At 74.0% G+C, this 25,906-nt stretch carries 25 protein-coding genes; 12 read left to right on the top strand and 13 right to left on the bottom strand.

Going from position 1 to position 25,906, the window contains the following annotated elements:
* The first annotated feature begins 46 nt into the window (after window positions 1–46).
* Both KPL59_RS17840 and KPL59_RS17835 read left to right on the top strand, forming a co-directional pair.
* On the top strand, window positions 47–1,759 hold the full coding sequence (locus KPL59_RS17840; protein ID WP_226361449.1) for a SpoIIE family protein phosphatase: 1,713 nt from the start codon (window positions 47–49) through the stop codon (window positions 1,757–1,759).
* A 92-nt stretch (window positions 1,760–1,851) separates the two neighbouring features.
* Entirely contained in the window at window positions 1,852–3,300 is a 1,449-nt protein-coding gene (locus KPL59_RS17835; RefSeq protein WP_226361448.1) for an NAD(P)/FAD-dependent oxidoreductase, read from the top strand.
* Here KPL59_RS17835 and KPL59_RS17830 read toward each other — a convergent pair.
* A complete protein-coding gene (locus tag KPL59_RS17830) occupies window positions 3,276–3,740 on the bottom strand; it encodes an STAS domain-containing protein (protein ID WP_020625416.1) in 465 nt (154 codons plus the stop codon). The two genes, KPL59_RS17835 and KPL59_RS17830, sit on opposite strands and share 25 nt — an antisense overlap.
* A gap of 166 nt (window positions 3,741–3,906) precedes the next feature.
* Between KPL59_RS17830 and deoC the strand changes: the two genes are divergently transcribed.
* Entirely contained in the window at window positions 3,907–4,629 is a 723-nt protein-coding gene (deoC, locus tag KPL59_RS17825) for a deoxyribose-phosphate aldolase (protein ID WP_226361447.1), read from the top strand.
* Window positions 4,630–4,708: 79 nt separating this feature from the next.
* A complete protein-coding gene (locus tag KPL59_RS17820) occupies window positions 4,709–6,154 on the top strand; it encodes a hypothetical protein (RefSeq protein WP_226361446.1) in 1,446 nt (481 codons plus the stop codon).
* A gap of 21 nt (window positions 6,155–6,175) precedes the next feature.
* On the opposite strand, the gene KPL59_RS17815 is transcribed toward KPL59_RS17820, so the two are convergent.
* Window positions 6,176–6,781: a TetR/AcrR family transcriptional regulator gene (locus KPL59_RS17815; RefSeq protein WP_226361445.1), complete on the bottom strand. Its 606-nt coding sequence runs from the start codon at window positions 6,779–6,781 to the stop codon at window positions 6,176–6,178.
* Between the two features lie 99 nt (window positions 6,782–6,880).
* Between KPL59_RS17815 and KPL59_RS17810 the strand changes: the two genes are divergently transcribed.
* The 5 genes from KPL59_RS17810 to KPL59_RS17790 all read left to right on the top strand — a co-directional run bounded on the left by KPL59_RS17810 (window position 6,881) and on the right by KPL59_RS17790 (window position 11,207).
* A complete protein-coding gene (locus KPL59_RS17810) occupies window positions 6,881–7,411 on the top strand; it encodes an SCP2 sterol-binding domain-containing protein (RefSeq protein WP_060713774.1) in 531 nt (176 codons plus the stop codon).
* 32 nt (window positions 7,412–7,443) lie between these two features.
* Complete coding sequence (locus KPL59_RS17805) at window positions 7,444–8,652, top strand: acyl-CoA dehydrogenase family protein (RefSeq protein ID WP_226361444.1); 1,209 nt, start codon at window positions 7,444–7,446, stop codon at window positions 8,650–8,652.
* 305 nt (window positions 8,653–8,957) lie between these two features.
* Window positions 8,958–9,824, top strand: coding sequence for a dihydropteroate synthase (gene folP, locus KPL59_RS17800; protein ID WP_226361443.1), 867 nt, complete (start codon window positions 8,958–8,960; stop codon window positions 9,822–9,824).
* Window positions 9,821–10,585: a dihydrofolate reductase family protein gene (locus KPL59_RS17795; protein WP_226353191.1), complete on the top strand. Its 765-nt coding sequence runs from the start codon at window positions 9,821–9,823 to the stop codon at window positions 10,583–10,585. The genes folP and KPL59_RS17795 overlap by 4 nt, the downstream gene beginning before the upstream one ends.
* 61 nt (window positions 10,586–10,646) lie before the next feature.
* Entirely contained in the window at window positions 10,647–11,207 is a 561-nt protein-coding gene (locus KPL59_RS17790) for a GNAT family N-acetyltransferase (protein WP_145981496.1), read from the top strand.
* Between the two features lie 99 nt (window positions 11,208–11,306).
* Here KPL59_RS17790 and KPL59_RS17785 read toward each other — a convergent pair whose 3' ends face one another.
* Window positions 11,307–11,783 (bottom strand): hypothetical protein, encoded by a 477-nt coding sequence (locus tag KPL59_RS17785; protein WP_226353190.1) that lies wholly within the window; start codon window positions 11,781–11,783, stop codon window positions 11,307–11,309.
* Between the two features lie 279 nt (window positions 11,784–12,062).
* Here KPL59_RS17785 and KPL59_RS17780 point away from each other — a divergent pair, with 279 nt between their 5' ends.
* Window positions 12,063–13,178: an alpha/beta fold hydrolase gene (locus KPL59_RS17780; protein WP_226353189.1), complete on the top strand. Its 1,116-nt coding sequence runs from the start codon at window positions 12,063–12,065 to the stop codon at window positions 13,176–13,178.
* A 28-nt stretch (window positions 13,179–13,206) separates the two neighbouring features.
* Here KPL59_RS17780 and KPL59_RS17775 read toward each other — a convergent pair whose 3' ends face one another.
* Complete coding sequence (locus KPL59_RS17775; protein ID WP_020626199.1) at window positions 13,207–13,611, bottom strand: hypothetical protein; 405 nt, start codon at window positions 13,609–13,611, stop codon at window positions 13,207–13,209.
* 43 nt (window positions 13,612–13,654) lie between these two features.
* Here KPL59_RS17775 and KPL59_RS17770 point away from each other — a divergent pair, with 43 nt between their 5' ends.
* Entirely contained in the window at window positions 13,655–14,200 is a 546-nt protein-coding gene (locus KPL59_RS17770) for a peptidylprolyl isomerase (RefSeq protein ID WP_043280629.1), read from the top strand.
* Between the two features lie 37 nt (window positions 14,201–14,237).
* Window positions 14,238–15,383 carry a rhomboid family intramembrane serine protease gene (locus KPL59_RS36995; RefSeq protein ID WP_226361442.1) on the top strand — a complete coding sequence of 382 codons (1,146 nt, stop codon included), beginning with the start codon at window positions 14,238–14,240 and terminating at the stop codon, window positions 15,381–15,383.
* Window positions 15,384–15,524: 141 nt separating this feature from the next.
* Here the strand turns inward: KPL59_RS36995 and KPL59_RS17760 are convergent, their stop codons facing one another.
* From KPL59_RS17760 to KPL59_RS17720, 9 genes are all read right to left on the bottom strand, one after another.
* Entirely contained in the window at window positions 15,525–15,962 is a 438-nt protein-coding gene (locus KPL59_RS17760; protein ID WP_084786224.1) for a PH domain-containing protein, read from the bottom strand.
* Between the two features lie 101 nt (window positions 15,963–16,063).
* A complete protein-coding gene (gene crgA / locus KPL59_RS17755; RefSeq protein ID WP_020626195.1) occupies window positions 16,064–16,324 on the bottom strand; it encodes a cell division protein CrgA in 261 nt (86 codons plus the stop codon).
* Window positions 16,325–16,528: 204 nt separating this feature from the next.
* Complete coding sequence (locus tag KPL59_RS17750) at window positions 16,529–17,164, bottom strand: aminodeoxychorismate/anthranilate synthase component II (protein ID WP_075309243.1); 636 nt, start codon at window positions 17,162–17,164, stop codon at window positions 16,529–16,531.
* 20 nt (window positions 17,165–17,184) lie between these two features.
* Window positions 17,185–19,152: a Stk1 family PASTA domain-containing Ser/Thr kinase gene (gene pknB, locus KPL59_RS17745; RefSeq protein ID WP_226353187.1), complete on the bottom strand. Its 1,968-nt coding sequence runs from the start codon at window positions 19,150–19,152 to the stop codon at window positions 17,185–17,187.
* Entirely contained in the window at window positions 19,149–20,897 is a 1,749-nt protein-coding gene (locus KPL59_RS37735; RefSeq protein ID WP_374111635.1) for a protein kinase, read from the bottom strand. Before KPL59_RS37735 ends, pknB begins: the two co-directional genes overlap by 4 nt.
* A 40-nt stretch (window positions 20,898–20,937) precedes the next feature.
* Complete coding sequence (locus KPL59_RS17735; RefSeq protein WP_226361441.1) at window positions 20,938–22,407, bottom strand: penicillin-binding protein 2; 1,470 nt, start codon at window positions 22,405–22,407, stop codon at window positions 20,938–20,940.
* Entirely contained in the window at window positions 22,404–23,909 is a 1,506-nt protein-coding gene (locus tag KPL59_RS17730) for an FtsW/RodA/SpoVE family cell cycle protein (protein WP_226361440.1), read from the bottom strand. Before KPL59_RS17730 ends, KPL59_RS17735 begins: the two co-directional genes overlap by 4 nt.
* Entirely contained in the window at window positions 23,909–25,249 is a 1,341-nt protein-coding gene (locus KPL59_RS17725; protein ID WP_149662663.1) for a PP2C family serine/threonine-protein phosphatase, read from the bottom strand. The genes KPL59_RS17730 and KPL59_RS17725 overlap by 1 nt, the downstream gene beginning before the upstream one ends.
* Window positions 25,250–25,383: 134 nt before the next feature.
* Window positions 25,384–25,857 carry an FHA domain-containing protein gene (locus KPL59_RS17720; protein ID WP_075309237.1) on the bottom strand — a complete coding sequence of 158 codons (474 nt, stop codon included), beginning with the start codon at window positions 25,855–25,857 and terminating at the stop codon, window positions 25,384–25,386.
* Window positions 25,858–25,906 lie beyond the last annotated feature (49 nt).

The raw sequence follows: 25,906 nt of genomic DNA, 5'->3' as shown, positions 1-25,906 counted from the left end.
GCACACCGACGGGACGCCGACGCGATGCGGTGCGAGGATCACGTGAATGAGCCTGGTGTCGGATCCCGTCGCGGTCACGGTCGCGGCACCGTCGCCGCTGGAATCGCCTGCGCGGCTGGCCGCGGTCCGCGCCACCCGGCTGCTCGACACCGGGCCGGAGGAGGCGTTCAACCGACTGACCAGGCTGGTCTCGGTGGTCCTCGGGACCCCGGCGGTCATGCTGACCGTCGTCGACGAGGTCCGGACCTTCCTCAAGGGCACGCCCGAACCGGCACGGATCGTCGGGCCTGACGGAGTCTGGTCGGCGCCCGTCGAGGACAGTGGGTGCAAGGTCGTCGTCGAGTCCGACGGGGAGATCTGCGCCGGTGACGTGCAGGCCGAGCCGCGGCTGCGCGACCTGAGCCTGATCACCGAGTTCGGGGCGGCCGCCTGGCTCGGGGTGCCGGTGCGCGACCCCGCGGGCCAGGTCGTGGGCAATCTCTGCGCGATGGACGTGGTCGCCCGGGAGTGGACCCCGCTCCACCGCGAGACCATCCGGACCCTGGCCGACGCCGTCGAGGGCGAGATCGCGCTGCGCCTGGCCCTGCGCGAGACCGAGCGGCAGGCGCTCGCCGCCGCCCGCCACGCCGCCGAGGCCGAGACGCTGGCCCGGACGCTGCAGGAGTCGCTGCTGCCCGCACGGCCCCCGCGGCTGCCCGGGATCGACATCGCGGCCCGTTTCCTGCCGGGCGGGTCCGGTGTGGAGGTCATGGGCGACTTCTACGACGCGGTCCCCACCCCGGACGGCGTCGCCGTGGTGATCGGCGATGTCCAGGGCAAGGGCTCCGCCGCCGCCCGGACGACCGCGCTGGCCCGCTCGGCCACGCGCACCGCCGCACACGTCGAGGACGACCCGGTCGCCGTGCTCCGCACCGTCAACGACGTCCTGCACGTCTGGTTCGACGGACGCATCAGCTTCGTCACCGCCGCGCTCGCGTCGCTGCGTCGCGGCCCCTCCGGCACCTGGCGCGCCGACCTCGCCTCGGCCGGCCACCCACCCGTCCTCGTCCGACGGGCCGACGGCACCGCCGAGTTCCACGGCGGCGGCGGGCTGGTGCTCGGTATCGGCACCACACCGATGGTGGCCCACGAGACGGTCACCCTCGCCCCGGGCGACAGTCTCGTGCTCTACACCGACGGCATCACCGAGGCGCACGTGCGCGGGCACTGGGAACAGCTGGAGGAGGAGGGTGCCCGGCGCACGCTGGCCTCGCTCGTCCCGGGCGCCGACGCCGACACGATCGCGCGCGCCCTCACCGGCGCCGCCCTCGCACACTGCGGCGGCCACCTCAGCGACGACGCCGGTGTCGTCGTCGTGCAGGTCGAGGAGCCCGCCGCCGTCGACGCCGACCGGGTCGTCACCGAGCACGTCCCGCACGCCGGGGTCGGCCGGGAGACGCGGCGTTCCGCGGAACGCGTCCTGACCGGCTGGGACCTCGCCCCGGGCAGCCTCGCCGACGCGATGCTGGTCATCGAGGAGCTCGTTGCGAACGTCGTCGACCACGCCCGCACCCCGTTCCGCCTGACCCTGGTCCGGACCGGGGACGTCCTGCGGATCGAGGTCGAGGACGAGGACTCCGGCAGCCCCCTGCTCCAGCCGCTCGACGTGCGGGCGGCGCGCGGGCGCGGCCTGCAGCTCGTCGATGCCGTCGCGCAGTCGTGGGGCTGCGACACCCGCGGCGGCGGCAAGCGGGTGTGGGCCGAGCTCCCCACGCGCTGACCCCGTACCCGGAGGCGTTCTCTCCTCGGGCGTCGCGTGTCGATCTGAGACAGGTCGGTCCGGCGGCGTCGGGGATCGGCCACGCTGGGCCGGTGGAGGACGAGCACGACGTCGTGGTCGTCGGCGCCGGGGTCGCGGGGCTGTACGCGCTGCACCTGCTGCGACGGCGCGGTCTGCGGGTCACCTGTGTCGACGCCGCCCCCGAGCTCGGCGGCGTCTGGCACCACCAGCGGTTCCCGGGTGCCCGCATCGACACCGAGGGCGCGGCGTACCAGTACCTGTTCTCCGACGACCTGTACCGCGACTGGGGTTGGAGCGAGCGTTTCCCCGCCGGGTACGAGGTGCTGCGCTGGCTGCGGTTCGTCGCCGACCGGCTCGATCTGTACCGCGACCTGCGACTGTCCACACCGGTCACCGCCGCCTGCTGGGACGGCGGGCGCTGGCGGGTGCGCACCGGCGACGGCGAGCTGTCGGCACGGTTCCTGGTCCGCTGCACGGGCGCGTTCACCGCGCCCCGCACCGACGTCGTCCCCGGCCGGTCGGACTTCGCCGGGCCGGTCGTCCACACCGGAGCGTGGCCCGCTCGAGGGCCCGAGTTCGACGGGCTGCGGGTGGGTGTCGTCGGCTGCGGGCCGAGCGCGGTCCAGCTGGTCCCGGCGCTGGCCGGTCGGGTCGGCCGGCTCACCGTCCTGGCCCGGACACCGCGTTTCGTGCTGCCCGCGGCCAACCCGATGTACGGCTGGCCGGAGCGCGCGGCCTACCGCGACCGCCTGCCCGTCATGCGCGAGGCGGTCCGGTCCACGGTGTCGGGCACCGCGCACCCGTCTGTCCACAGAGGACTCCACAGCCTGGGGACCGCCTACGACGAGGACCCCCTGTCGCTGCACCCGACGCGGCTCGCCGGGTTCGCGTCGGACCCGGCGCTGCGGGCCGCGGCGGCCGCCGTCGTCCGCGACCGGATGCGGGCGCGACTGGGCGACGACCGTCTCGCGGCGGCGCTGGTCCCGGACGGCGACGACTACGGCCTGCGCCCCGTCGCCACCGACCAGGGCTGGCTGGAGACCTTCCACCGCGACGACGTCGAGGTGGTCCCCGTCGGGCGGAACCCGGTCGTGCGGATCCGGCCGGAGGGGGTCGAGCTGGCCGACGGGACCGTCGTCGGGCTGGACGCGATCGTGCTGGCCACCGGGTTCGACCCGACCGCGACCCACGCCGGGATCGACGTCGTCGGACGCGACGGTCGGCTGCTCGGCACCGGCCCGGGCCTGCTCGGTCTCGCGCACCCCGGCTTCCCGAACCTGTTCGCGCCGCTGGCGCCGACCCTCGGGTACGGCAACGAAGCGGCCTGCCTGCAGGGACAGGTCGAGTGGGTGGACCGGGCGATCGGCGACCTCGACGCCGGCGGCCTGTCGACGATCGAGGCGCTGTCGTGCCCGGCGGAGCCGGTCGCGCCGTACGCGGTGCCCGGCGGGGTCGCGGGCGTGCTACGGGCCTGCGACGACGAGGCCGTCGCAGGCTACCCCTCGTTCGAGCGGCGCTGACCGTTCAGCCGGACGTCCGGGTCCGGGACGCCGAACAGCATGTTGCGGGACGGGACCGGCTCCTCGGGGATCCGGTCGACGACGTCGAACAGGTCCATCGCGCCGGTCACCTGGAGGGCGCGCCGCGCGGGCCGGCTCGACCCGCAGTGCACCCGCAGCCGCTTGCCCTCGGCACCCATCATGTCGCGCGACTGGAGCAGCGAGTTCAGTCCCGCCGTCCCCAGGAAGTCCACGCGGGACAGGTCGAGGATCAGTTCGGGGCCCGCCTCGGACCAGATGCCCATCTCGACCCAGAGATCGGGCGAGGTGTCGTCGTCGATGGCGCCGATCGCGTGCAACACGGTGGCGCCCGCCGGGTGGCTGGACTGCTCGAACCGCAACGTCGGCCCGGGAACGGCGGCGTGCGCGGCATCCGGAGCGGAGCGGTCGTCGTCCGCCATGGTCGGCCCCTTTCCGCCCCCGGGATCTCCGGGGCGTCCGACCAGCATCGCAGCGGGTGGCCGTCGCCGCATGTGCTGATCGGGGGCGGCCCGGGCGCGTAGCCTTCGCATCCGACCGCCGACCACCCGCGGGGGCGATCCTCCCGCCGGGACCCGAAGGACCACCGTGAGCGCTACGACCCTCTCCGCTGCCGCGATCGCCGGGATGATCGACCACGCGATCCTCAAGCCCGAGCTGACCCGCACCGAGGTCGACGCCCAGCTCGACGTCGCCGCCCGCTACCGCATCTTCTCCGTCTGCGTGCGCCCGTCCGACGTCGCGCACGCCGTCGCCCGGCTCGCGGGGACCGGCGTCGCCGTCGGCACCGTGATCGGGTTCCCGCACGGCACGACCAGCACCGCGGCCAAGGTCGCCAAGGCGCGGCAGGCGATCGCCGACGGTGCCGTCGAGCTCGACATGGTGCTGAACATCGGCCGTCTGCGCAGCGGCCTGACCGACGACGTCGAGGCCGACATCCGGGCCGTCGTCGAGGCCGCCGACGGCCGCGTCGTGAAGGTGATCCTGGAGACCGCCCTGCTGTCCGACGACGAGGTGGTCGCCGGCTGCCGGGCCGCCGAGTCGGCGGGAGCTGCCTTCGTGAAGACCTCCACCGGCTTCGCCGGCGGCGGCGCCACGCCCGAGCACCTCGCGCTCATGCGCGCCACCGTCGGACCGCAGGTGCAGGTCAAGGCCTCCGGCGGGGTCCGCGACCTCGACACCGTGCTCGCCTTCCACGCCGCGGGCGTCACCCGCTTCGGTACCAGCGGCACCGCCACGATCCTCGACGACGCGGCGGCCCGCGACGCCGGCGGCGACGCGGCGGCCCGGGTGGACGACGCGTCCTACTGAGAGGGCTGCCGCGCGGCACCCCGGGCCGCCGGATCTGCGAAGCTGGTCCGAGCACGTTCCCGTGAGCCGGAGGAGACCCATGGCGAAGCAGCCCCTCCCGAGCTCCTGGTCGCCCGCGGGTGTCACCGGGACGCTGATCGGCGCCGCCCTCGGCACGGTCGGCGCCGCCGTGGAGATCGGTCGACGCCTGCCCGGCTGGCTGGCCGAGGCCCCGCGTGCGGTCGAGGCCATGCCATCGGTGGCGGCCGAGGTCGCCGCGCTCCCGCGGCGCATCGCCGGTGTCGACGCCGCGCTGACCGGTCTGGCCCCGGTGCTCGACGACGTGCTCGGCCGGGTCGTGACGCTGTGGGACGACCCGGTGACCGTCGAGCGGATCGACCAGCTGACCGCGGCCGTGGTCGAGCTGGCCGGAGCCGCCGGACCGCTGCGCGAACTGGCCGGCGCCCGCGACGACCTGCACCAGCTCGCCGGGCTGCGGGAGGACCTGCACCACCTGGCGAGCGTGCGCGACGACCTCCACGAGCTCGCCGCGGTGCGGGAGGACCTGCACCACCTCGCGGGCGTGCGCGGGGACCTGCACGAGCTGGCCGCCGCGGTCGGGCCGCTGCGCGAGCTCGGCGCGGCGGTGGCCTCGCTGCGGGAGCTGGCGGGTGCCGTCGGGCCGCTGTCGGAGCTCGCGGGCGCGGTCGATGCGCTGCGTGAGCTCGCCACTGCCGTCGGACCGCTGGCCGAGCTGGGCACGGCGGTGGAGTCGCTGCGCGAGCTGAGCGCGGCGGTCGGACCGCTGACCGAGCTGGCCGCGGTGCGCGAGGACCTCCACGAGCTGGCCGGCGCCGCGGCACCGCTGCGGGAGCTGGCACCGGCCGCGGGTGACCTCGCCGCGCTCGCCGGGGCCGTCACGTCGCTGCAGCGCCTCGCCGACGCCGTCGCCCCGCTCCAGGAGCTCGCCGCCACCCGCGCCGACCTGGCGCAGCTGGCCGGCGCGGTGGAGCCGCTGCGGGAGCTGGCCGCGGCGCGCGAGCACCTGGAGAGCCTCACCGGCGCCGTCCCCGCGGTGCACGAGCTGGCAGCGACCCGGGCCGACCTCGCACGTCTGGCCGAGGCGGTCGGACCGTTGCAGGAGCTCGCCCGCACCCCCGGTGACCTCGCGGCCCTCGCGGGGGCGGTCGAGCCGCTGCGGGAGCTGGCGACGGTGCGTGAGGACCTCGCGACACTGGCCGCGGCCACCGGCGACCAGGGCGCTGTCCGGCGGATCGCGGCGGCCGTTGCCGACGCCGATGCCGACGGGACCCCGCGGCTGGCCGCCCTGGACGTCAACCTCGCGCAGGCCGCGAGCCAGCTGACCGCCGTCGCCCCGGACCTGCGCTCGGTCGCGGCCCGGATCGACGCGCTCGACCGGCAGATCGGCGTGCTGGCCGACGCGCTCGCGCCGCTGCAGGGCACCACCGAGCGGATCGGCCGGATCGTCGACCGGCTTCCGGACCGCACCCGGCGCTTCGTGACGCGGCCGGCGACGGAGGGCTGAGCGCACGGTGGCGCCGGCGGCTCACCCGCGCAGGCGCTCCAGGCCCGGCCAGACCAGGGTCATCAGCGTCGAGGCCAGGTCGTCGGGGTCCGTGCCGGCGCCCGCCCAGTCGGCCAGTCCCTCGGCCGCGCCCGCCAGCGCCGCCGCGAGCGGGGCGGTGACCGTCGCCGGATCCACGCCCGCGGGGACGGCCAGCTCGGCCGCCAGCAGCCGCGCCACCCGGTCGACGATCCGGGTGCGCGCCGCGTGCACCTCGTCCGCGAGCGCGCCGGTGCGGGCCTGGCGGTAGAGCACCGACCAGCCGTCGCGATGGGTGGTCACACTGGCGAAGAACGCCCGGAGACCGCGGTGCAGGCGCACCTCGGCGTCGACCGGCGCCCCGGCCGCGGCGCCGGAGACCGACTCCAGCAGTCGGTCGGCCTCGCGGCGGATGCACCGCCGCAGCAGCTCCTCCTTCGAGCCCCCGCCGTGCGTGTAGACCATCGGCTTCGACAGCCCCGCCTCGTCGGCGACGCCGTCCATCGACGCGTCGTGGAACCCGTCCCGGGAGAACACGCGCACCGCCGCGTCGAGGACCTGCTTCTCGCGCTGCGCGGGCGGGAGCCTGCGACGGGGTGCAGATGCCATCTCGACAGCTTAGCTACTGCTGCGTAAAGTACGCCTCGTCCCGAGCCGGTACGGCGAGTACCGGACACTTGTGTGAACCACGGCGAGGTGGAACGAGCGATGGCCGACACGGTCGACATCAACGAGCTGGGTCGCAGCGTCGACCCGAAGTCCCTGTCCGACGAGCAGCTGATCGCCACGCTCGGGACGGCTCTGCGCGACGGGAACGCGAAGAACGTCGACCCGTCGCTGTTCGCCCGCCTGGTCAAGACCGCGTCGAAGCAGCAGCTGGCGACCGTGATGTCGTCCGAGGTCCGCCGACCGGTGCTCGAGGCGATCTTCGGCCGGATGAGCGAGTTCTACTCGTCCAAGGGCGCGACCGGGAACCGGCAGGTCGTGCACTGGCACATCAAGGACGGCTCGACGGTCGACAGCTTCCAGACCGTGATGCAGAACGGCACCTGCACGGTCACCGAGGGCACCGACGAGGACCCCCGCACTGCGCTGACCATGCCCGGCACCGAGTTCCTCAAGGTCGCGACGAACAACGCCAACCCGGTGACCCTGTTCATGACGCGCAAGCTCAAGGTCTCCGGCGACGTCGGCTTCGCGACCGCTCTGCAGAAGATGTTCCAGATCCCGTCTGCCTGACGAGAACCGCGACCGACCAGCGGAGAGCTGAGATGACTTCCTTCGAACTGTCCGAGGAGCACCGCGAGCTGCAGGAGTGGGTGCACGGCTTCGCCGCCGACGTCGTGCGCCCGGCCGCCGCCGAGTGGGACGAGCGCGAGGAGACCCCGTGGCCGATCCTGCAGGAGGCCGCGAAGATCGAGCTCTACAACTTCGAGACCCTCGCCTCCTTCTGGGGTGACGAGACCGGCCTGTCCATGCCGCTGGTCAACGAGGAGCTCTTCTGGGGCGACGGCGGCATCGGCATGGCGATCTTCGGCACCACCCTCGCGGTGGCCGGCATCTTCGCCTCGGGCACGCCCGAGCAGATGGTCGAGTTCATCCCGCAGTGCTACGGCGACGCCTCCGAGCCGCAGGTCGGAGCGTTCTGCTCGTCCGAGCCCGAAGCCGGCTCGGACGTCTCGGCGATGCGCACCCGCGCCGTCTACGACGAGGCGAAGGACGAGTGGACCCTCACCGGCCAGAAGGCCTGGGCCACCAACGGCGGCATCGCGAACATCCACGTGGTGCAGGCCGTCGTCGACCCCGCGCTGGGGAGCAAGGGACAGGCCGCGTTCGTCGTCCCGCCGAAGACGCCCGGCCTGGAGTCCACCCGCAAGATCAAGAAGATGGGTCTGCGCGCGTCGCACACCGCGGACGTCTTCCTCGACGACGTGAAGCTCCCCGGCTCGTGCCTGCTCGGCGGCAAGGAGAAGCTGGACGAGCGGCTCGCCCGTGCCCGGTCGGGGGAGAAGTCGACGGGCTCCGCCGCGATGCAGACCTTCGAGCTGTCCCGTCCGGCGGTCGGCTCGCAGGCGATCGGCATCGCCCGCGCCGCCTACGAGTACGCCCTGGAGTACGCCAAGGACCGGGTTGCCTTCGGTCGCCCGATCATCGAGAACCAGGCGATCTCCTTCACCCTCGCGGACATGAAGACCGAGATCGACGCCGCCCGGCTGCTCGTGCACCGGGCCGCCTGGATGGGGCGCAACAACGTCCCGTTCACCGCGGGCGAGGGGTCGATGTCCAAGCTCAAGGCCGGCCGGGTCGCGGTGTGGGCGACCGAGCGGGCCATCCAGATCCTCGGCGGCGCGGGCTACTCGCGCGAGCACCCGGTGGAGCGGATGCACCGCGACGCGAAGATCTACGACATCTTCGAGGGCACCGAGCAGATCCAGCAGCTCGTCATCGCCCGCGCGATCTCCGGGAAGCACCTGTCGTGACCTCGCCGGTCCGGTCCGCCGCGACGATCGGCGGACCGGACCGGTGACGGCTGTGCGGTCCGTGGCTCCGTCGTGCGCATCGTATTTTTCGGCGGGCCGACGAGAAGGCGACGTGCACGAGGCACGGTTGCTGGGACAGGTCGCGACCGGCATCGCGACCGAGCCGCGGGGGCCACCGAGCCGCCACTGCGGGACTACACGCGCGACCGATGACCGTCGGGGTGGGCACGCACGCCGGGCCCCGGGGCAGGATGGAGATCCAACCGGGTCCTGCAGCGGGCCCGTCCGTGCTGTGAGGAGACCACGTGCCGAGCGTGACGTTCCGTGGACGTACCTGGAACCGGGACCGGGCGATGGTCATGGCGATCGTCAACCGGACCCCCGACTCGTTCTACGACCACGGGGTCACCTTCGCCGAGCAGGCCGCCCGGGACCGCATCACGGCGGTGGTCCGGGAGGGTGCCGACGTCATCGACATCGGCGGTGTGCCGGCCAGCCCGGGGGCCGAGGTGACCGAGCAGGAGGAGATCGACCGGGTCGTGCCGACCGTGGAGTGGGCACGCCACACGTTCCCCGACGTCGCGATCTCGGTCGACACCTTCCGCGCCGGACCCGCCGATGCGGTCTGCGCGGCGGGCGCCGACCTGGTCAACGACAACTGGGCGGCCGCCGACGCCGGGATCCTCGACGTCGCCGCCCGGTACGGCGCCGGCTACGTCAGCGCGCACACCGACCACGTCGACCCGCGCACCGAGCCGCACCGGCCGCGCTACACCGACGTCCTGCGCACGGTCATCGACCAGACCGTCGCGCTCGCGGAGAAGACCGTCGCCGCGGGCGTGCCCGCCGGCGGGATCCTCATCGACCCGGCGATCGACTTCTCGAAGAACACCCTGCACAGCCTGCAGGTCCTGCGCGGCATCGACGAGATGGTCGCGACCGGCTGGCCGGTGCTGCTGGCGATGTCGAACAAGACCGTCGTCGGCGAGTCCCTGGCCGTGCCGCTCGAGGAGCGGCTGACCGGCACCCTCGCCGCGACGGCGCTGGCCGCCGACCGCGGCGTCGCCATGGTGCGCGCCCACCAGGCCCGGGCCACCCGGGAGACCTGCGAGATGGTCGCCACCGTTCGTGGCGAGCGGAATCCCTCGCGGGCGGTGAGACTGCTCGCGTGAGCACGATCCACCAGATCTTCCCGGTGGCCGACGCCGGGCCGCTGTCGACCGAGCAGCTCGAACGGCTCTACGCCTACCCGGACGACCGGCTCCGGCTGTCGGTCAACTTCGTGTCCAGCGCGGACGGGGCCGTCGAGGTCCAGGGTAGCTCGGCCGGGCTGTCCACCCCGCCCGACCGTGCGGTGCTCGACCTGGGGACCGACCTGGCCGACGTCGTGCTCGTCGCGGCCGGGACGGCCACCGCCGAGGGGTTCACGGGCGTCAAGCACAACGACCGGATGGACGGCCGGCGCCGCCGCTTCGGGCTGTCGGAGCTGCCGTCGACGGCGGTCGTCACCTCGTCGGGGAAGTCCCTCGATCCGTCGTCGCCGGTGCTGACCGACACCGTGGTCCCCACGATCGTGCTGACCTGCGAGTCGGTCCCCGTGGACCTGCGCGGCCGGTGGACCGACGCCGGCGCCGAGGTCGTGCTCACCGGCGACGAGTCGGTCGACCTCGCCGTCGCGGTCGCCGCGCTGGGGGAGCGCGGACTGCGCCGGATCAACTGCATGGGCGGCCCCGCGCTGTTCGGCAGCCTGGCCGAGGCGGGCCTGGTCGACGAGCTGCGGCTGACCCTCGCTCCGTTCCTCGTCTCCGGGGAGGCCGGGCGGATCGCCCGCGGCGCCGGCATGGATCCGGCGCGCCTGGAGCTGGTCAGCGTCGTCACCGGGGACGACACGCTCCTCATGCGCTACCGGGTGCGCGAGGCGCCGTCGTCCTGACGGGGAACCCCGGAGGGGAGTACCCGATCACGCACGGCGACGTCTGGGGCAGGATGGTCCCGTGTCGCGTCCCTCCAACATGCTGGCGGACGGCGTCGTCGTCCTCAGCCCGCTCGGCTGGGACGACGTGACGGCCCACCTCGCGGGTGAGGACGCCGAGATCGTCCGCTGGCTCGGTGGCGCACCCGCGACCCCGGCGACCGCCCGTGCCCACGTCCGTCGTGCGATCGAACGCTGGGCCGACGACGGGCCGAAGCTGAGCTTCGGGATCCGGGTGGACGGCGGCGCCGTCCTCGCCGGGACCATCGACGTCGACCTCGACCCCGCGGGGGGCCGGGCCGGTCTGTCCTACGGCGTCTACGCGGCGTACCGCCGTCGCGGCCTCGCGACCCGCGCGGTCCGGCTCGCGGCCCGCTACCTGGGCGAACGTGGTGACGTGCGGTGGATCTCGATCGACGTCGACCCGCAGAACACCGCATCGGTCGGGGTCGCGCGGCGGGCCGGGTTCCGGTTCCTGCGCCACGTCGTCGACGACGAGGGATCCTTCGACCGCTACGAGCTCCTCGTCCGCGCGCCGGTGGTCCCGGCGCCGCCGCCGCGCCCGCGGCACGGTCGTCCCTGAGCCCGCACACGACCGCCCGCCCGGTGCCCCGGTCGTCGGGGACACCGGACGGGCGTGGTCGCGGGTGCCGGTCGGGGGTCCGGCACCCGCGGACCGACGTCAGGAGCCGGTCGGCGCCTCGATGTGCATGACGGCCGGGACCTCGAACACGGGCAGCGCGCCCGCGTCGTCGACCGACGGGAGGCCGGCGTCCTCCGCCGAGGGCAGCTCGGGCAGGTCGTCCGTGGACGGCAGCTCGGGGGCGTCCTCGGCCGAGGGCAGCTCCGACGCGACGTCCGCGGCCTGCGGCGTGGCGGTGGGCAGGTCGTCGGTGCCGGGCAGCGACGGCGCGCTCGGCAGCGAGTCGGTCGAGGGCAGCTCCGGCAGACCGAGGGCATCGGCGTCCGGGACCTGCAGCTCGCCGAAGGGGAGGCTGTCCGCGGCGTCGGTCAGGGCGGAGGTGTCCGGGGCGGCCGGGAGCTCGGGCAGCTCGGGAAGTTCGGCGGCCGAGGCCTGGCCGACGAGACCGGCGCCGAGCGCGGCGATGCCGGCGCCGGTGAGGGACAGCCGCAGGGCGGTACGGGCGAGCGAGTTCATGCGCACGTCCTTCCAAGGGGGATCGGGGGAGCGGAGGGTCGACGGACGACCCTCGCCGGGGGACAACGAGATCCACATCAAGCGGTTGCGGTGCGCAGTCGATCGACAGTGATCTTCACCCGTACGAGTGGCAACCTGAGAGGGGTCTCGCACGTACGGGCGAGTGTTCGTCGCTCCGGAATGCCTTCGGTGGTCCACTCGCGGTGTTCGTACGCGGGGGAGCAGGATGAGTGCGTGCGCGCGCCGAGCCCCTCCGTCCGCCACTCCGTTCGTCCTTCGGTGCCCGTTGCGGGCGCGCTGGCCGGGGTCCTGGGCGGGGCGGGAGGCGCCGCCGCGGCCGCGATCGGCTGGCACTACTCGACGATCCTGCTGCACCCGTCGCCGCGCCCGGGGCTGCCCGAGCGGGTCGTCGCCACCGGGGACGGCACCGTCGAGCTGGCGCGGACCCGGCTGTCCGCGCAGCCGGGCGTGTGGGGACTGCGCGGCCCGGCCGGGCTGGCCGTCGTCGGTCCGGTCCTCGACCGCGGGCGCCGCACGGTCGTCCGTGAGCTCCGCGCGGGCCCGGTCCCCGCGATCGGCCCCGCCGTGCTCGACGCCGGCCCGTTCGACCCGGACCCGTCCGCACGAGGGTTGTCCTTCGACGAGGTCGAGGTGCCCACCGACCTCGGGCCGGCCCCGGCCTGGCGCATCCCTGCCCCGGCCGGAGGACACCCGCACACCTGGGCGCTGTGCGTGCACGGCCGTGGCGGGACCCGACGCGAGGCACTGCGGATCCTGCCCGCGCTGCACGCGGCCGGCCTGACCCAGCTCGTCGTCAGCTACCGCGGGGACGGGACCGCCCCGAAGTCACCGGACGGGCGCTCGCACCTCGGCGACACCGAGTGGCGCGACGTCGACGCCGCCGCGGCCTACGCCCTGGTCCACGGCGCGCGCCGGCTGGTGCTGGTCGGCTGGTCGATGGGGGCCGCGGTGGGCGGGGCGTTCCTCGACCGGTCCCCGCAGGCCGACCTCGTCGACGCCGTGGTCTGGGACGCGCCGCTGCTCGACTGGCGTCGCACGCTGCGCCGGCAGGCCCGCAACCGCGGTCTCCCCCCGACCCTGGCCGGGGTCGCGGCCCGGTTCACCGCACGCCGGATCGGGATCGACCTCGACCGGTTCGACCTGGTCCGTCGTCCGCCCGCGGTCCGTCCCCCGACGCTCGTCCTGCACAGCGACGCCGACACCGCCGTCCCGGTCTCGCTGAGCCGGGACCTCGCCGCGACCGCCCCGGAGCACGGCTGGCCGGTCACCTACCGGGAGTTCTCCGGTACCGAGCACACCGGCAGCTGGAACGCCGATCCCGACGGCTACGAGGCCGCCGTGACCGGCTTCCTGCGGACGCTGCGCCCGTCCTGACCCGCTCGTTCCGGGACGGGTCCTGCGGTCAGTGGCCGTTCGTCTGCGACCTGCCCTGACCGATCGGCTTGCCGTGGATCTGGTCGTCGGACGGCGGGGTCGTCGGGACCGGGGTCCCGGGGTCCACCTCGCGCTCGCGCTTCAGGACCGTCGCCCAGCCCCACACCGCGGCCGCGGTCAGCAGCAGGACGGCCACGATCCACGGGGCCCGGCGCACCCGCACCGGGGTCGGCTCGACGATCTCGGCCAGCGCGTGGCGGGCGTCGTGCACCGAGCCGGACACCACGTCGGACAGGTCGGACAGACGCGTCGAGACCCCTCCGGCCACGGCGTCGGTGACCGCGCCACCGGCGATCCGGCCGGCGTCGGCGAAGGTGCGTACGGCCTCGGTCGCGTCCTTGCGGGCACGGGCCCGCTTCCTCTCGGCACTCATGTTCCGGACCTGCTTCCCACGGATGCGGCTGCTTACTGGCACGATGGTAGTCGTGACGGAACCAGAGAACGCCAAGACGACGGCCGTCCTGCACACCTCCGAGGGCGACATCCGCGTCGTGCTGTTCGGCGACCACGCGCCGAAGACGGTCGCGAACTTCGTCGGCCTCGCGGAGGGCAGCAAGGACTACACGGGCCCGAACGCCAGCGGCGGAGACTCCGGGCCGTTCTACGACGGTTCGATCTTCCACCGGGTGATCAGCGGCTTCATGATCCAGGGCGGCGACCCGACCGGTACCGGTCGCGGTGGCCCGGGCTACCAGTTCGGCGACGAGTTCCACCCGGACCTCAAGTTCGACCGGCCCTACCTGCTGGCCATGGCCAACGCCGGGCCGGGCACCAACGGCTCGCAGTTCTTCATCACGGTGGGCAACACCCCGCACCTGAACCGGCGCCACACCATCTTCGGTGAGGTCGCCGACGCCGAGTCGCGGGCCGTCGTGGACGCCATCGCCCAGACCACCACCGGCCAGGCCGACCGGCCGCTGACCGACGTGGTCATCGAGAAGATCGAGATCGAGCGGTCCTGACCCAGCAGGTCTCCGACCACCGAGTGGACCGGCCGTGGTGAACGGACGACCCGACAGCAGCGGATCCGGGGCATCCGGCGAGCCCGAGGGCGGCCCGGGATCCCCCGGCCCCGCGGGCACGCCGTACTACCCGGCGCCGCCCGGCTACCCGCAGCCCCAGTGGCCGCCGCCGGGCGCGCCGGGCGGTCCGCCATCGGGTGGTCCCGGGCCGGCGCCGTACGGGCAGACGCCCTACGGGTCCGCGCCGTACGGACCTGCGCCGTACGGACCTGCGCAGTACGGATCCGGGGAGACCGGCCCGGGCGGGGGGCCCGGCGCCCCGCCCGGCCCCGGCGGCGCGACGGTGTGCGTCCGGCACCCCGACCGCCCCACCGGGCTGGCCTGCTCGCGCTGCGACCGGCCCGCCTGCCCCGCCTGCCTGCAGCCGGCCCCGGTCGGCCAGCACTGCGTGGACTGCCTCGCCGAGGCCGCACGGACTACCCCGCGACGACGCACCGTCGCCGGGGCGAGCCGTACCGGGAAGCCGGTGGTCGTCCCCGGGCTGATCGTCGCGAACGTGGTGGTCTACGTGATCACCGCGGTCACGGCGGGCAGCGTGATGTCCAACTTCCTGTCGCCGCTGTTCGAGGCCGGCGGGCTCGTCCCGCTCCTGGTCGCCGACGGCGAGTACTGGCGGATCATCACCTCGGGCTTCCTGCACATCGGCCCGCTGCACCTGGCGTTCAACATGTACGCCCTGTGGATCATCGGCCGTGAGGTCGAGACGGTCCTGGGACGGGCCCGGTTCGTCGCCGTCTACGGCGTGTCCATGCTCGGCGGCGCGGCCGCGGTCATGCTGTTCAGCGCTCCCAACGGGCTGACGGCGGGTGCCTCCGGTGCGGTCTTCGGGCTGATGGGGGCACTGTTCGTCCTGCTCCGGCGGTTGAAGCTGCCGACCGGGCAGGTCGTCGCCCTCATCGCGATCAACGCCGTGATCAGCTTCAGCATCCAGGGCATCTCGTGGCAGGGGCACCTCGGCGGGCTGGTCTTCGGCGCCGCGGTCACCGCGGCGCTGGTCCACCTCGGGACGGGGTCCCCGCAGCGCAGGCGGACCCAGGTGCTGGCGGTCTCCGGGCTGACCGCGCTCGCGATCGTGCTGATCGTGGTGCGCGCCGCGGGGCTGCTCGCGGCCGCCGGCGTCTGACCCCGGCCCGCCGTCGCCAGGGGTGGGGCCCCGAGCTGTCGGCGCGGTCCGCACGCGGCGAGCGGCGCCGTCGCGGGTCGTCCCCCGCCGCGGCGGGGGACCGGGCGAGCCGCGGTGTCCGTGGAGGCGCCGGGCCACGGGTCAGGGAACGGTCGGGCCGGCGTCGCCGGGGCGGTGTCCCGGGCGCAGGGCGGACAGGTCGTCGAACACGTCGACCGGGTCCGCGCCCAGCTCGGCCCGGCCGAGGATGACGAGCCGCTCGTGGTCGTCGACGTCGCGCAGCTCCAGCTCCAGCAGCACCGACTCGCGGCCCAGCCTGCGGGTCCGCAGCAGGCGCAGGTCGTCCACCCGGCTCCAGGGCACGTGCCGGGTCCAGGTCAGCCTGCGGACCGTCAGCCCCTCGGGACCGGCTTCCAGCCGGGGCCGGGCACGGGTCCCCGAGGCCGCGGCCAGGGCGAGACCGAGCGCCGCGACACCCGCGACGAGCGCGCCCGCCGCCTCCGCCCCGGAGACGATCACCGCGACCGACCAGCCGGTCGCGGCGACCGCCAGCACCCAGAGTGCGACGACCGTGCCCACCGGCGTCGACCACCGAAGTCGATCACCCTGCGTGGTCATGCGACGTTGTCCACAGGCTCCATCCACATGGTGGACAACTCACATCCGTGTATTTCCGCTGCTCAACGCCACCGCATGGTCATGAGAAGGCCGATCACGATGAGTGAGAACCCGATGATGAAGTTCCAGTTCCCCAGCGCGAGCATGAACGGGATGGACGGACCCGCCAGATAGTTGATCACCAGCCAGGCGAGACCGAGGATCCACATCGCGACCATGACGGCGATGTAGGCGGGGTGCGTCGGCCCCGCGACCTTCTGCGGGGTGCGGCTGACCGGGGGAGGGGTGTAGGCCGCCTTCTTGCGGACCTTCGACTTCGGCATCTGACCTCATCGCCTGTCGGAGTCGGACACGGGTCCAGCCGGTGCGCCGGCCGGGGGCGGGACCTGCGACGGGGCGCCGTGGTCTGGGACGGGGCGACCCGGACAGATCCGCCACCACGGTAGCGCGGCCGCGTCGCCGTCCGGGGCATCCCGGGGGCACAGGCGTCACACGTCACGGGGACGTCGGGCGGTGCGGAGCGGGCGTCAGACCCCGGCGACCAGCCCGGCCATCTCGGCGGACAGCCGAACGACCAGGTCCTCCGGTACGGAGTAGCCGGCCTGGCGCAGCCAGTTCGCCAACATCCGGTGTCCGCCCTCGGTCAGCACGGACTCCGGGTGGAACTGCACGCCGGAGATCGGGAGCTCCCGGTGCCGGACGGCCATGATCAGGCCGGTCTCGGTGTGCCCGGTCGCCTCCAGCTCCGACGGCAGACCGTCGGGCGGGATCGTCAGCGAGTGGTAGCGGGTGGCGGTGAACGGCGAGGGCAGCCCGGCGAGCACCCCGGTGCCGTCGTGGAAGACCTCCGAGGTCTTGCCGTGCAGCAGCTCGGGCGCCCGCTCCACGACCCCGCCCCAGGCGGTGGCCAGCGCCTGGTGGCCGAGGCACACCCCCAGCAGCGGGGTGCCGCGCTCCGCGGCGCGGTGGATGACCTCGACGCTGCGACCGGCCCGTTCCGGGGTGCCCGGCCCGGGGCTGAGCAGGACGGCGCCGACGTCGTCGAGCTCGTCCAGCTCGACCTCGTCGTTGCGCCGGACCACCGGGTCGGCGCCGAGCTGGGCCAGGTAGTGGACCAGGTTGTAGACGAAGCTGTCGTAGTTGTCGACGACGAGGACGCGCACGGTTCCTCCCGGAAGGATGGTCAGTTGAACGGGAACCCGCTGTTGCCGCTGTTGTCCCCGTCGCTGCTGCTGCCACCGGAGTAGCGGCCCACGGTGAGGGTAACGGTCTGGCCGCTGGAGGCCTCGGACCCGCCGGACGGGCTCTGCTGCAGCACGACGCCGTTCTGGGAGGAGTCCGAGACGTCGACCTGACGGATCGACGGGCTCAGCCCTGCCTCCTGCAGCGTGCTGATCGCGCTGTCGACACGCTGGCCGACGACGTTGGGCACCTGGTTCTGGTTCCCGCGGCTGATCTGGATGGTGATGGTCTGGTCGGGTGCGACCCGGGTCCCGGCCGACGGGTTCGTGCCGACCGCCTGGCCGGCCGAACTGCTGCTGTCGACCTCGGTCGTGGAGATCGACTGGAAACCGGCGTTCTGCAGTGTCGTCCGGGCGGCGTCGGCCGACTGGCCCGCGACGTCGGGCACGGCGACCGTCTGCTGCCTGCGACCCACCACCAGCGACACCGCGGTGTTGCCCGAGACCTGCTGGCCCGGCCCCGGGTCGGAGGTGATCACCTTGCCGACCTGGCTGGAGTCACTGGTGTCGCGCTCGGTACGGCCGCCGACCTGCAGGCCGGCCGCCCGGAGCTTGGCCTCGGCCTCGTCCGGGGACAGGCCCTCGACGCTCGGCACCGTGACCTGTGCGGGCCCGCTGCCGACGTAGACCGTCACCCGGCTGTTCTCGGGGACCTGGTTGCCGCCGCCGGGGTCGGTCCGGACGACCTTGCCGACCTGCGCGACGTCCGACGGCTGGTCCTGCTGGGAGAACAGCAGCCCGGCCTGGGTGATGGTCTGCCGGGCCTGGTCCGGGGACTGGCCGAGTACGTCGGGCACCGAGACCTGGTCCGGGCCCGAGGAGGAGAACAACTGGAAGCCGACGAAGCCGAGCAGCCCGATCACCGCGAGCGCGACGACCCACAGGAGTGCCTTGCGGCCCCCTCCGCGACGCTCGTCGTCGCCGTAGTCGGGGTGGTGCGGCGGCATCGTGTGCCGGCCGGTGGCCGGGCCGCCCGCGTCGAGCCGGCGCGTCGCCATGGCCTGGGTCGCGCCGTCGTGGGCCATCATGTGCGTGCGCTCGTGCTCGCTCATGACCAGCGGTGCGTGCACCGGCTCGCCGTTGCGCACGCGGATCAGGTCCGCCCGCATCTCGGCGGCCGACTGGTAGCGGTTGGCCGGGTTCTTGCTGAGCGCCTTGAGCACCACCGCGTCGAGTGCCGGGGGCACCGACGGGTTCAGCTCGGACGGGGCCCGAGGGTCCTCCCGCACGTGCTGGTAGGCCACCGCGACCGGGGTGTCCCCGGTGAACGGCGGCTCGCCGGTCAGGAGCTCGAACAGCACGCAGCCGGCGGCGTAGACGTCCGACCGGGCGTCCACGGCCTCACCGCGGGCCTGCTCGGGGGACAGGTACTGCGCCGTGCCGATGACGGCCGCGGTCTGGGTGACGTTCTGGCCCTCGCCCAGTGCACGGGCGATGCCGAAGTCCATGACCTTGACCGCGCCGACGCCGTTGATCATCACGTTCGCGGGCTTCACGTCGCGGTGGATGATGTTGTGCCGGTGCGAGAAGTCGAGCGCGGCGCAGACATCGGCCATCACCTCGACGACCCGCTGCTGGGTCATCGGGCCGGACGTCTTGACGATCTCGCGCAGCGTCTGTCCGTCGACGAACTCCATGACGATGTAGGGCAGTGTCCCGAACTCGGACTCGACCTCGCCGGTGTCGTACACCGCGACGATCGCCGGGTGGTTCAGCGACGCCGAGTTCTGCGCCTCACGGCGGAAGCGGAGCTGGAACTGGGGGTCGCGGGCCAGATCGGCCCGCAGGACCTTGACCGCCACGTCCCGGCCGAGCCGGGTGTCGAGGCCGCGGTGGACCTCGGACATGCCGCCGTAGCCGAGCGGGTCGCCCAGCTCGTAGCGCTCGGAGAGCAGTCGTGGTGTCGTCATCGGTTCAGGTTCCCGTACTCATCGAGTCCGTCGGAGGCGTGCTCATCATGCCGGTCGGCGCCCACTGCCGGTCCCGTACGGGCGGCATCTGCGCCGGAGCGACCGTTCGGTGGGATCACCGGGACATCACCGGGCACCTCCGGTCGATCTTGGGCACGGGGGACGGCGAACGGCTCTGCCGGGACCGCCGGTCCCGTGGACCCGGCCGGGGGGCCGGCCGCGGTCGCCACGGTACCGGGCGCGACCCCCAGTGACCCGGGCCGCATGTCGTCGGGCGAGACACCCCTCAAGATCATCACCGCCAGTAGTACGGCGGCGAGCGTCAGGACCACGAACAGCACGGCCAGCCAGGCCTTCGCCCGGCCGGACCGTTGCGGGCCCAGATCGAGCGGGCCGGACGGGTGCAGCTCGGGCATCCGGTCGGCGGAGGCGTTGCGGCGCGCCGGTGGACGCGTCGGCGCCGAGCGCTGCTGCCCCGGGAACCCGGGCCCGGTGGGTGGCCCGCCCGGACGACGGCCGGCGGCCGGACCGCCGGCGTGCGGCCCGGTGTGCGGCGGACGCAGCGGGGCGCCGTAGGGCGGCGAGCCGGGGGGCACCGGGACCGGCCCGGACCCCGCCGGCGTGCCGCCCGGGGTGCGCGGTCCCTGCGGCCGGCCCTGCCCGGCGCCGGGGTAGGGGCCGGTGACCGGGCGGGACACGCCCTGGTCCGGCCCGCTGCGGCGGGCGCCGTCGGGGCCGGGGTCGCCGGTGCGCGGGCCGCGGTCGGCGGTGTCGGGACCGCCGGCGGACGGGCCGTCGCCGGTCCCCGGTCCGCTCTCCTGCAGGGAGTGGCGCGCGCCGCTGCCGTCGTCGCCGCGGAAGTCGGGCGCGTACCCGCCGGGGGCGGGGATGCCGGGCGGCGGCGGCCGGTGCCCACGCCGGACCGCGGCGACGGCGTCGGCGAACTCGGCACCGTCGGTGTAGCGCTGCTCGGGGTCCTTGACCAGCACCGAGGAGATCAGCTCGCGGACCCGCTCGGGGATCTCGTCCGGGAGCGGCGGCGGGTCGTCGCGGACCTGCATCATCGCCACGGCGACGGCGCTCTCGGCGCGGAACGGCCGGACTCCGGCCAGGCACTCGTAGCCGACGATGCCCAGGGAGTACACGTCGCCGGACGGCCCGGCCTCCTCGCCGGAGGCCTGCTCCGGTGCGATGTAGTGGGCGGTGCCCATCACCATCCCGGAGCGGGTCACCGGGACGGCGTCGGCGGCCTTGGCGATGCCGAAGTCGGTCAGCTTCACGACGCCGTCGGTGCGCAGCAGGATGTTGCCGGGCTTGACGTCGCGGTGGACGAACCCGCGCTCGTGCGCGGCGAACAGTGCCCGGCCCGCCTGCTCGAGGATGTCGAGCGCCTCGTCGGCGGGGATGGGCCCGCGCCCGATCCGCGACGACAGCGGCTCGCCCCGGACGAGCTCCATCACCAGGTAGGCGGTGCGCCCGCCGCCGGTGGGGCTGTCGTCCTCGCCGTAGTCGTGCACGGCGGCGATCCCGGCGTGGTCCAGCGAGGCGACGGTACGGGCCTCGATGCGGAACCGGTGCAGGAACTCGGGGTCGTCGGAGAGTTCCGCCTTGAGGACCTTCACCGCGACGCTGCGCCCGAGCCGGGTGTCGGAGGCCTCCCAGACCTCGCCCATCCCGCCGACCGCGATCCGCCGGTCCAGCTGGTAGCGCTCGGAGATCAGCTGCCCGGCCGACAGGGCGCTCACGGGACCGCCGGGGACCTGCGCCGGGCCGGGTCCCGCGGGCTCACTGGGCGTCCCGCAGCGCCTCGGCGATCACGGCCCGCCCGATCGGGGCCGCGACGGAGCCACCGGTCGCCTCCAGCGCCCGGTCGCCGCCGTTCTCGACGAGCACCGCGACCGCGACCTTGGGGTTCTCCGCCGGGGCGAACGCCACGTACCAGGCGTGCGGCGGGGTGTTCTTCGGGTCGGTGCCGTGCTCGGCGGTACCGGTCTTCGACGCGATCTGGACGCCGGTGATCTTGCCGCCGCCCGAGGTCCGGTCCTCCGAGCCGACCATCAGGTCGGTCATGGTGCGGGCCACGTCGGCCGGCATCGACCGCGACATCCGGTCGGGCTCGGTGGTGTCGACGACGTCCAGGGTCTGGCTCTGGATCTCCTTGACCAGGTGCGGGGCCATCGTCTGGCCGCCGTTGGCGATCGAGGCGCCGATCATCGCCAGCTGCATCGGGGTCAGCCGGACGTCGCGCTGCCCGATCGCGGACTGCTGGGTGGAGGGGGTGTCGGACATCGGGCCGACCTGCGACGCGGTGACCGGCATCGGGATCTGCAGGTCGGTGCGGCCGATGCCGAACGCCTCGGCCTGGGCACGGAGCTTGTCCGCGCCGAGCTCGCCGCCGAGCTGGGCGAACGCGGTGTTGCAGGAGCGCGCCAGCGCCTCGCGCAGCGACGCCGTCGCCCCGCCGCCGCAGGCCGAGCCGTTGTAGTTCTCCAGGGTCGTCGTGGAGTCGGCCAGCTGGATGCTGCGGGCGGCCGTGAGCTGGCTGTCCGGGGTGTAGCCGTTCTGCAGGGCGGCCGCGGTGGTGACGAGCTTGAACGTCGAGCCGGGCGGCTCGATCTCGTTGATCGCCCGGTTGGTCCTCGGGTCCGGGTCCTCGGCGCCGTAGCGCTGCCAGGCCCGCTGCTGCTCGGCGGGGTCGGGCGAGGCCAGCGCGTTCGGGTCGAACGACGGCGTCGAGGCCATCGCCAGGATCTCGCCGGTCTGCGGGACCAGCGCGACGACGGCGCCGGTGTACCCGCGGGAGGCCAGCCCGTCGTAGGCGGCGCGCTGCACCTCGGGGTCGATGGTGGTCACCACGTTGCCGCCCGCCGGGTCCCGGCCGGTGATGAGGTCCGACAGCCTGCGCACGAACAGCCGGTCGTCGGTGCCGTTGAGCACCTCGTCGGCGGACCGCTCGAGCGCGGTCTTGCCGTACACGGTCGACAGGAAGCCGGTGACCGGCGCGAACATCTCGCCCTGCGGGTACTGGCGCGCGAAGCGCAGCCGGCCGTTCCCCTCGACGCTCTGCGCGAGGACCTGCCCGCCGGCGACGATCTGCCCGCGCTGACGCGAGTACTCGTCGATCTGCGAGCGCTGGTTGCGGGGGTCGTCCCGGTACTGGCCGGCCATGACGACCTGCACGTAGGTGATGTTGCCGAGCAGGACCACGATCATCACCATCACGGCGAGGGCCACGCGGCGGACCGGGCGGTTCACGTCTCGCTCCTCTGGGCGGCGTTGGCGGCGTTGGCGGCACCGTCGGCGCGGTTGTCGTCACGGGTGTCGGACAGGCCCGCACCGGGACGCTGGACGAGCTCGGTGCTGGCCTCGGCGATCGGCGCCCGCGGCTTCGCGGGCCGGACGGGCAGCGGTGCCCTGGCCACGTGCGAGATCCGCAGCAGGATCGCCACCAGCACGTAGTTCGCCAGCAGCGACGAGCCACCGTAGGACAGGAACGGCAGCGTCAGACCGGTCAGCGGGATCAGCTTCGTCACCCCGCCGATGACGACGAAGATCTGCAGCGCGACCGAGAACGACAGCCCGGTCGCGAGCAGCTTCCCGTAGGAGTCGCGCACGGCCAGTGCCGAGCGCAGTCCGCGGGTGATGAGCACCAGGTAGACGAGCATGATCGCGGCCAGCCCGATCAGCCCGAGCTCCTCGCCGAGTGAGGAGAAGATGAAGTCGGACTCGGCGAAGGGCACGATGTCCGGCCGGCCGGCACCCAGCCCGGTCCCGCCGACGCCGCCGGTGCCGAGCCCGAACAGCGCCTGCGCGAGCTGGTAGCCACCGCCGCTGAAGTCGGCGAACGGGTCCAGCCAGATCCGCACGCGGGTCTGGACGTGGCCGAACAGGTTGTAGGCGACGACGGCACCGCCGGAGAACGCCAGCAGCCCGATCACCATCCACGACACGCGTTCGGTCGCGGTGTAGAGCAGCACCAGCACCAGGCCGAAGATCAGCAGCGAGCTGCCGAGGTCGCGCTGCAGCACGAGCACGCCGACCGACAGCCCCCAGGCGACGAGTAGCGGCGCCAGGTCACGGGCACGGGGCAGCTCCATGCCCAGGAAGCGACGGCCCGCGGTGGAGAGCAGGTTGCGCTTCTGGACCAGGTAGGCCGCGAAGAAGATGATCAGCAGGATCTTGGAGAACTCGCCGGGCTGGATGCCGGGGCCGCCCGGGATGCGGATCCACAGCTTGGCGCCGTTGACCTCGGAGATCGACGACGGCAGCAGCGCCGGGATCGCCAGGAAGACCAGGCCGACGAAGCCCGCGGTGTAGCCGTAGCGGGCCAGGGTGCGGTGGTCCCGGACGAAGAACAGGACCAGCGCGAACAACGCCAGGCCGGCGACGGTCCAGGTGATCTGGGCGCTGATCAGCCCACTCGGCACCGGGCTCCCGGTGGCCTCGGCGCGGGCGGCCTTCGCCAGGTCGAGCCGGTGGATCATCACCAGGCCGATGCCGTTGAGCAGCGCGACCGACGGCAGGATCAGCGGATCGGCGTAGGGCGCCAGGAAGCGCACCGCCACGTGCGCCCCCGCGAACAGCACGAGGTACGCCAGGCCCACCCACAGCAGGTCGGTCGTGAGCGACTGCTCCTGGTTCGCCTCGACCAGGACCAGCGCGCCGGTGGTGAGGACGGCGGCCAGGCCCAGCATCAACAGCTCGATGCCGCGGCCGGTGGGCGTGGTCGGCTCCGTGGCGGAGCTGCCCGTGGCCATCAGCCGTCGAGCCGGCAGTTCCGGCCCGGTTCCGGGGTCGCGGTCGGCAGCGGGGTCGTGGTCACCGGCGGGGCGCCGGGAACCTGGACGACCGGGGGCGGCTGCGGCGGGTTCAGCGTTGAGCAGAGCGGGAGCATGCGGTCCCGGAGCCGGTCGACGGTCTGCCGGGCACCGGTCTCGCCGTCGTCGGAGACGATCCCGTCGGTGACCTGGCTGCGGACCGCCTGCGGCAGGTCGTCGAGGCCGATGTCGGTGGACTCGACCACCCGCTGCAACGGGACCCCGAGCACGTTGCCGCGCACGCCCTGGTAGATCGCGACCTGGTTCTGGTCGACGGCGACGTAGTACTGCTGCAGCACCAGGGCCCGGGCGACGAACACGCCCGCCACCAGTACCACGAGCACGCCCAGCAGGGCGAGCGCCGGACGCAGGCCGCGCCGGCGCCGCGGCTGCTCCGCGGCGGCGGGCTCCAGGCGCACCGGCTCGGTGCGGGGCAGCGTGGTGGCGGCGGCGCGCTGCGCCGAGGAGTGCGGGGTCCGCTCGTCGTGGCGGTAGTCGCCGTCGCCGGCACGCGGGTTGCGGCCGGCGGAGCCCCCGATGATCGGGGCGTCGTCGGCGTAGTCGACGTCCACCACGTCGGCGACGATGCAGGTGATGTTGTCCGGCCCGCCGCCGCGCAGCGCCAGCTCGATCAGTCGGTCGGCGCACTCGCGCGGGTCGGCGTAGTCGGTCAGCGTGTCGTGCAGCGTCTCGTCGCTGACCGGGCCGGACAGGCCGTCGGAGCACAGCAGGAAGCGGTCACCGGCGCGGGCCTCGCGGATGGACAGCGACGGGTCGACGTCCTGCCCGGTGATGGCGCGCAGTAGCAGCGACCGCTGCGGGTGCGTGTGCGCCTCCTCCTCGGTGATCCGGCCCTCGTCGATCAGCGACTGGACGAACGTGTCGTCCTTGGTGATCTGGGAGAACTCGCCGTCACGCAGGAGGTAGCAGCGCGAGTCGCCGACGTGGACCATGCCCAGGCGCGAGCCCGCGAACAGGATCGCGGTCAGCGTGGTGCCCATGCCCTCGAGGTCGGGGGCCTCGGCGACGTGGCGGGAGATCGCCTCGTTGCCGTCGTGGGTCGCGTCCCGCAGCTCGGCGAGCAGGTCGTCGCCGGGCACGTCGTCGTCGAGCGGGGCCAGTGCGGAGATCACCAGGGACGAGGCGACCTCGCCCGCGGCGTGGCCGCCCATGCCGTCGGCGAGGGCGAGCAGGCGGGGGCCCGCGTAGACGGCGTCCTGGTTGTTCTGCCGGACCAGTCCGCGGTCACTGCGGGCCGAGTAGCGCAGCACCAGTGTCACGGGGCGGCTCCGGCTTCGGTCGGGGCACGTCGGTCGGATCCCGCGCCGCGGGACCGGTCGGACGGCCGCGGCACCGGGGGAGCGGTCGGTCGCGTCGGGCTCACGGTCGGTACCTCATGGTCGGTCCGTGTCCGTCACGATCGCAGCTCGATCACCGTCTTGCCGATGCGGACCGGTGTCCCCAGCGGGACCCGGGTGGGCCCGGTGACCTTATTACGTTCCAGATAGGTGCCGTTCGTCGACCCGAGATCCTCGACGTACCAGTCGTCACCCTGCTGCGAGATGCGCGCGTGCCGGGTGGAGGCGTAGTCGTCGTCGAGCTTGAGGGTCGAGTCGTCGGCGCGGCCGATCAGGATCGGCCGGGAGTCGAGCGTGATGCGGCTGCCGGCCAGCGGGCCCTGGGTGACGAGCAGCTGGCGGGCCACCTTGCCGCGGCCACCGCCGCGGACCCGGGTGGCCCGGCCCCCGCCGGCGCGGCCGGGTGCGGCCGCCCGGAGACCGGACGCCGCGTAGAGGTCGGAGCGGACGACCTGGAGCGCGAGCAGGACGAACAGCCACAGGAGGGCGAGGAAGCCGCCCCGGGTCAGTTGCAGTACCAGTTCCGGCACGTCGTCCTACTCGCCCTTCTCGTGTTTCTGCACGTTCCGCCCGCCCGGT

It is taken from the genome of Pseudonocardia sp. ICBG1142, assembly GCF_020496255.1.
GTDB lineage: Bacteria > Actinomycetota > Actinomycetes > Mycobacteriales > Pseudonocardiaceae > Pseudonocardia.
This window is presented reverse-complemented; position numbering and strand designations above follow the sequence as displayed.

Bases quoted from the DNA above. Each gene is read 5' to 3' on its own strand.
- KPL59_RS17840 (WP_226361449.1), top strand. From the start codon at position 47: ATGAGCCTGGTGTCGGATCCCGTCGCGGTCACGGTCGCGGCACCGTCG.
- KPL59_RS17830 (WP_020625416.1), bottom strand. From the start codon at position 3,740: ATGGCGGACGACGACCGCTCCGCTCCGGATGCCGCGCACGCCGCCGTT.
- KPL59_RS17820 (WP_226361446.1), top strand. From the start codon at position 4,709: ATGGCGAAGCAGCCCCTCCCGAGCTCCTGGTCGCCCGCGGGTGTCACC.
- KPL59_RS17815 (WP_226361445.1), bottom strand. From the start codon at position 6,781: ATGGCATCTGCACCCCGTCGCAGGCTCCCGCCCGCGCAGCGCGAGAAG.
- KPL59_RS17810 (WP_060713774.1), top strand. From the start codon at position 6,881: ATGGCCGACACGGTCGACATCAACGAGCTGGGTCGCAGCGTCGACCCG.
- KPL59_RS17805 (WP_226361444.1), top strand. From the start codon at position 7,444: ATGACTTCCTTCGAACTGTCCGAGGAGCACCGCGAGCTGCAGGAGTGG.
- KPL59_RS17785 (WP_226353190.1), bottom strand. From the start codon at position 11,783: ATGAACTCGCTCGCCCGTACCGCCCTGCGGCTGTCCCTCACCGGCGCC.
- KPL59_RS17775 (WP_020626199.1), bottom strand. From the start codon at position 13,611: ATGAGTGCCGAGAGGAAGCGGGCCCGTGCCCGCAAGGACGCGACCGAG.
- KPL59_RS17770 (WP_043280629.1), top strand. From the start codon at position 13,655: ATGGTAGTCGTGACGGAACCAGAGAACGCCAAGACGACGGCCGTCCTG.
- crgA (WP_020626195.1), bottom strand. From the start codon at position 16,324: ATGCCGAAGTCGAAGGTCCGCAAGAAGGCGGCCTACACCCCTCCCCCG.
- pknB (WP_226353187.1), bottom strand. From the start codon at position 19,152: ATGACGACACCACGACTGCTCTCCGAGCGCTACGAGCTGGGCGACCCG.
- KPL59_RS17730 (WP_226361440.1), bottom strand. From the start codon at position 23,909: ATGGCCACGGGCAGCTCCGCCACGGAGCCGACCACGCCCACCGGCCGC.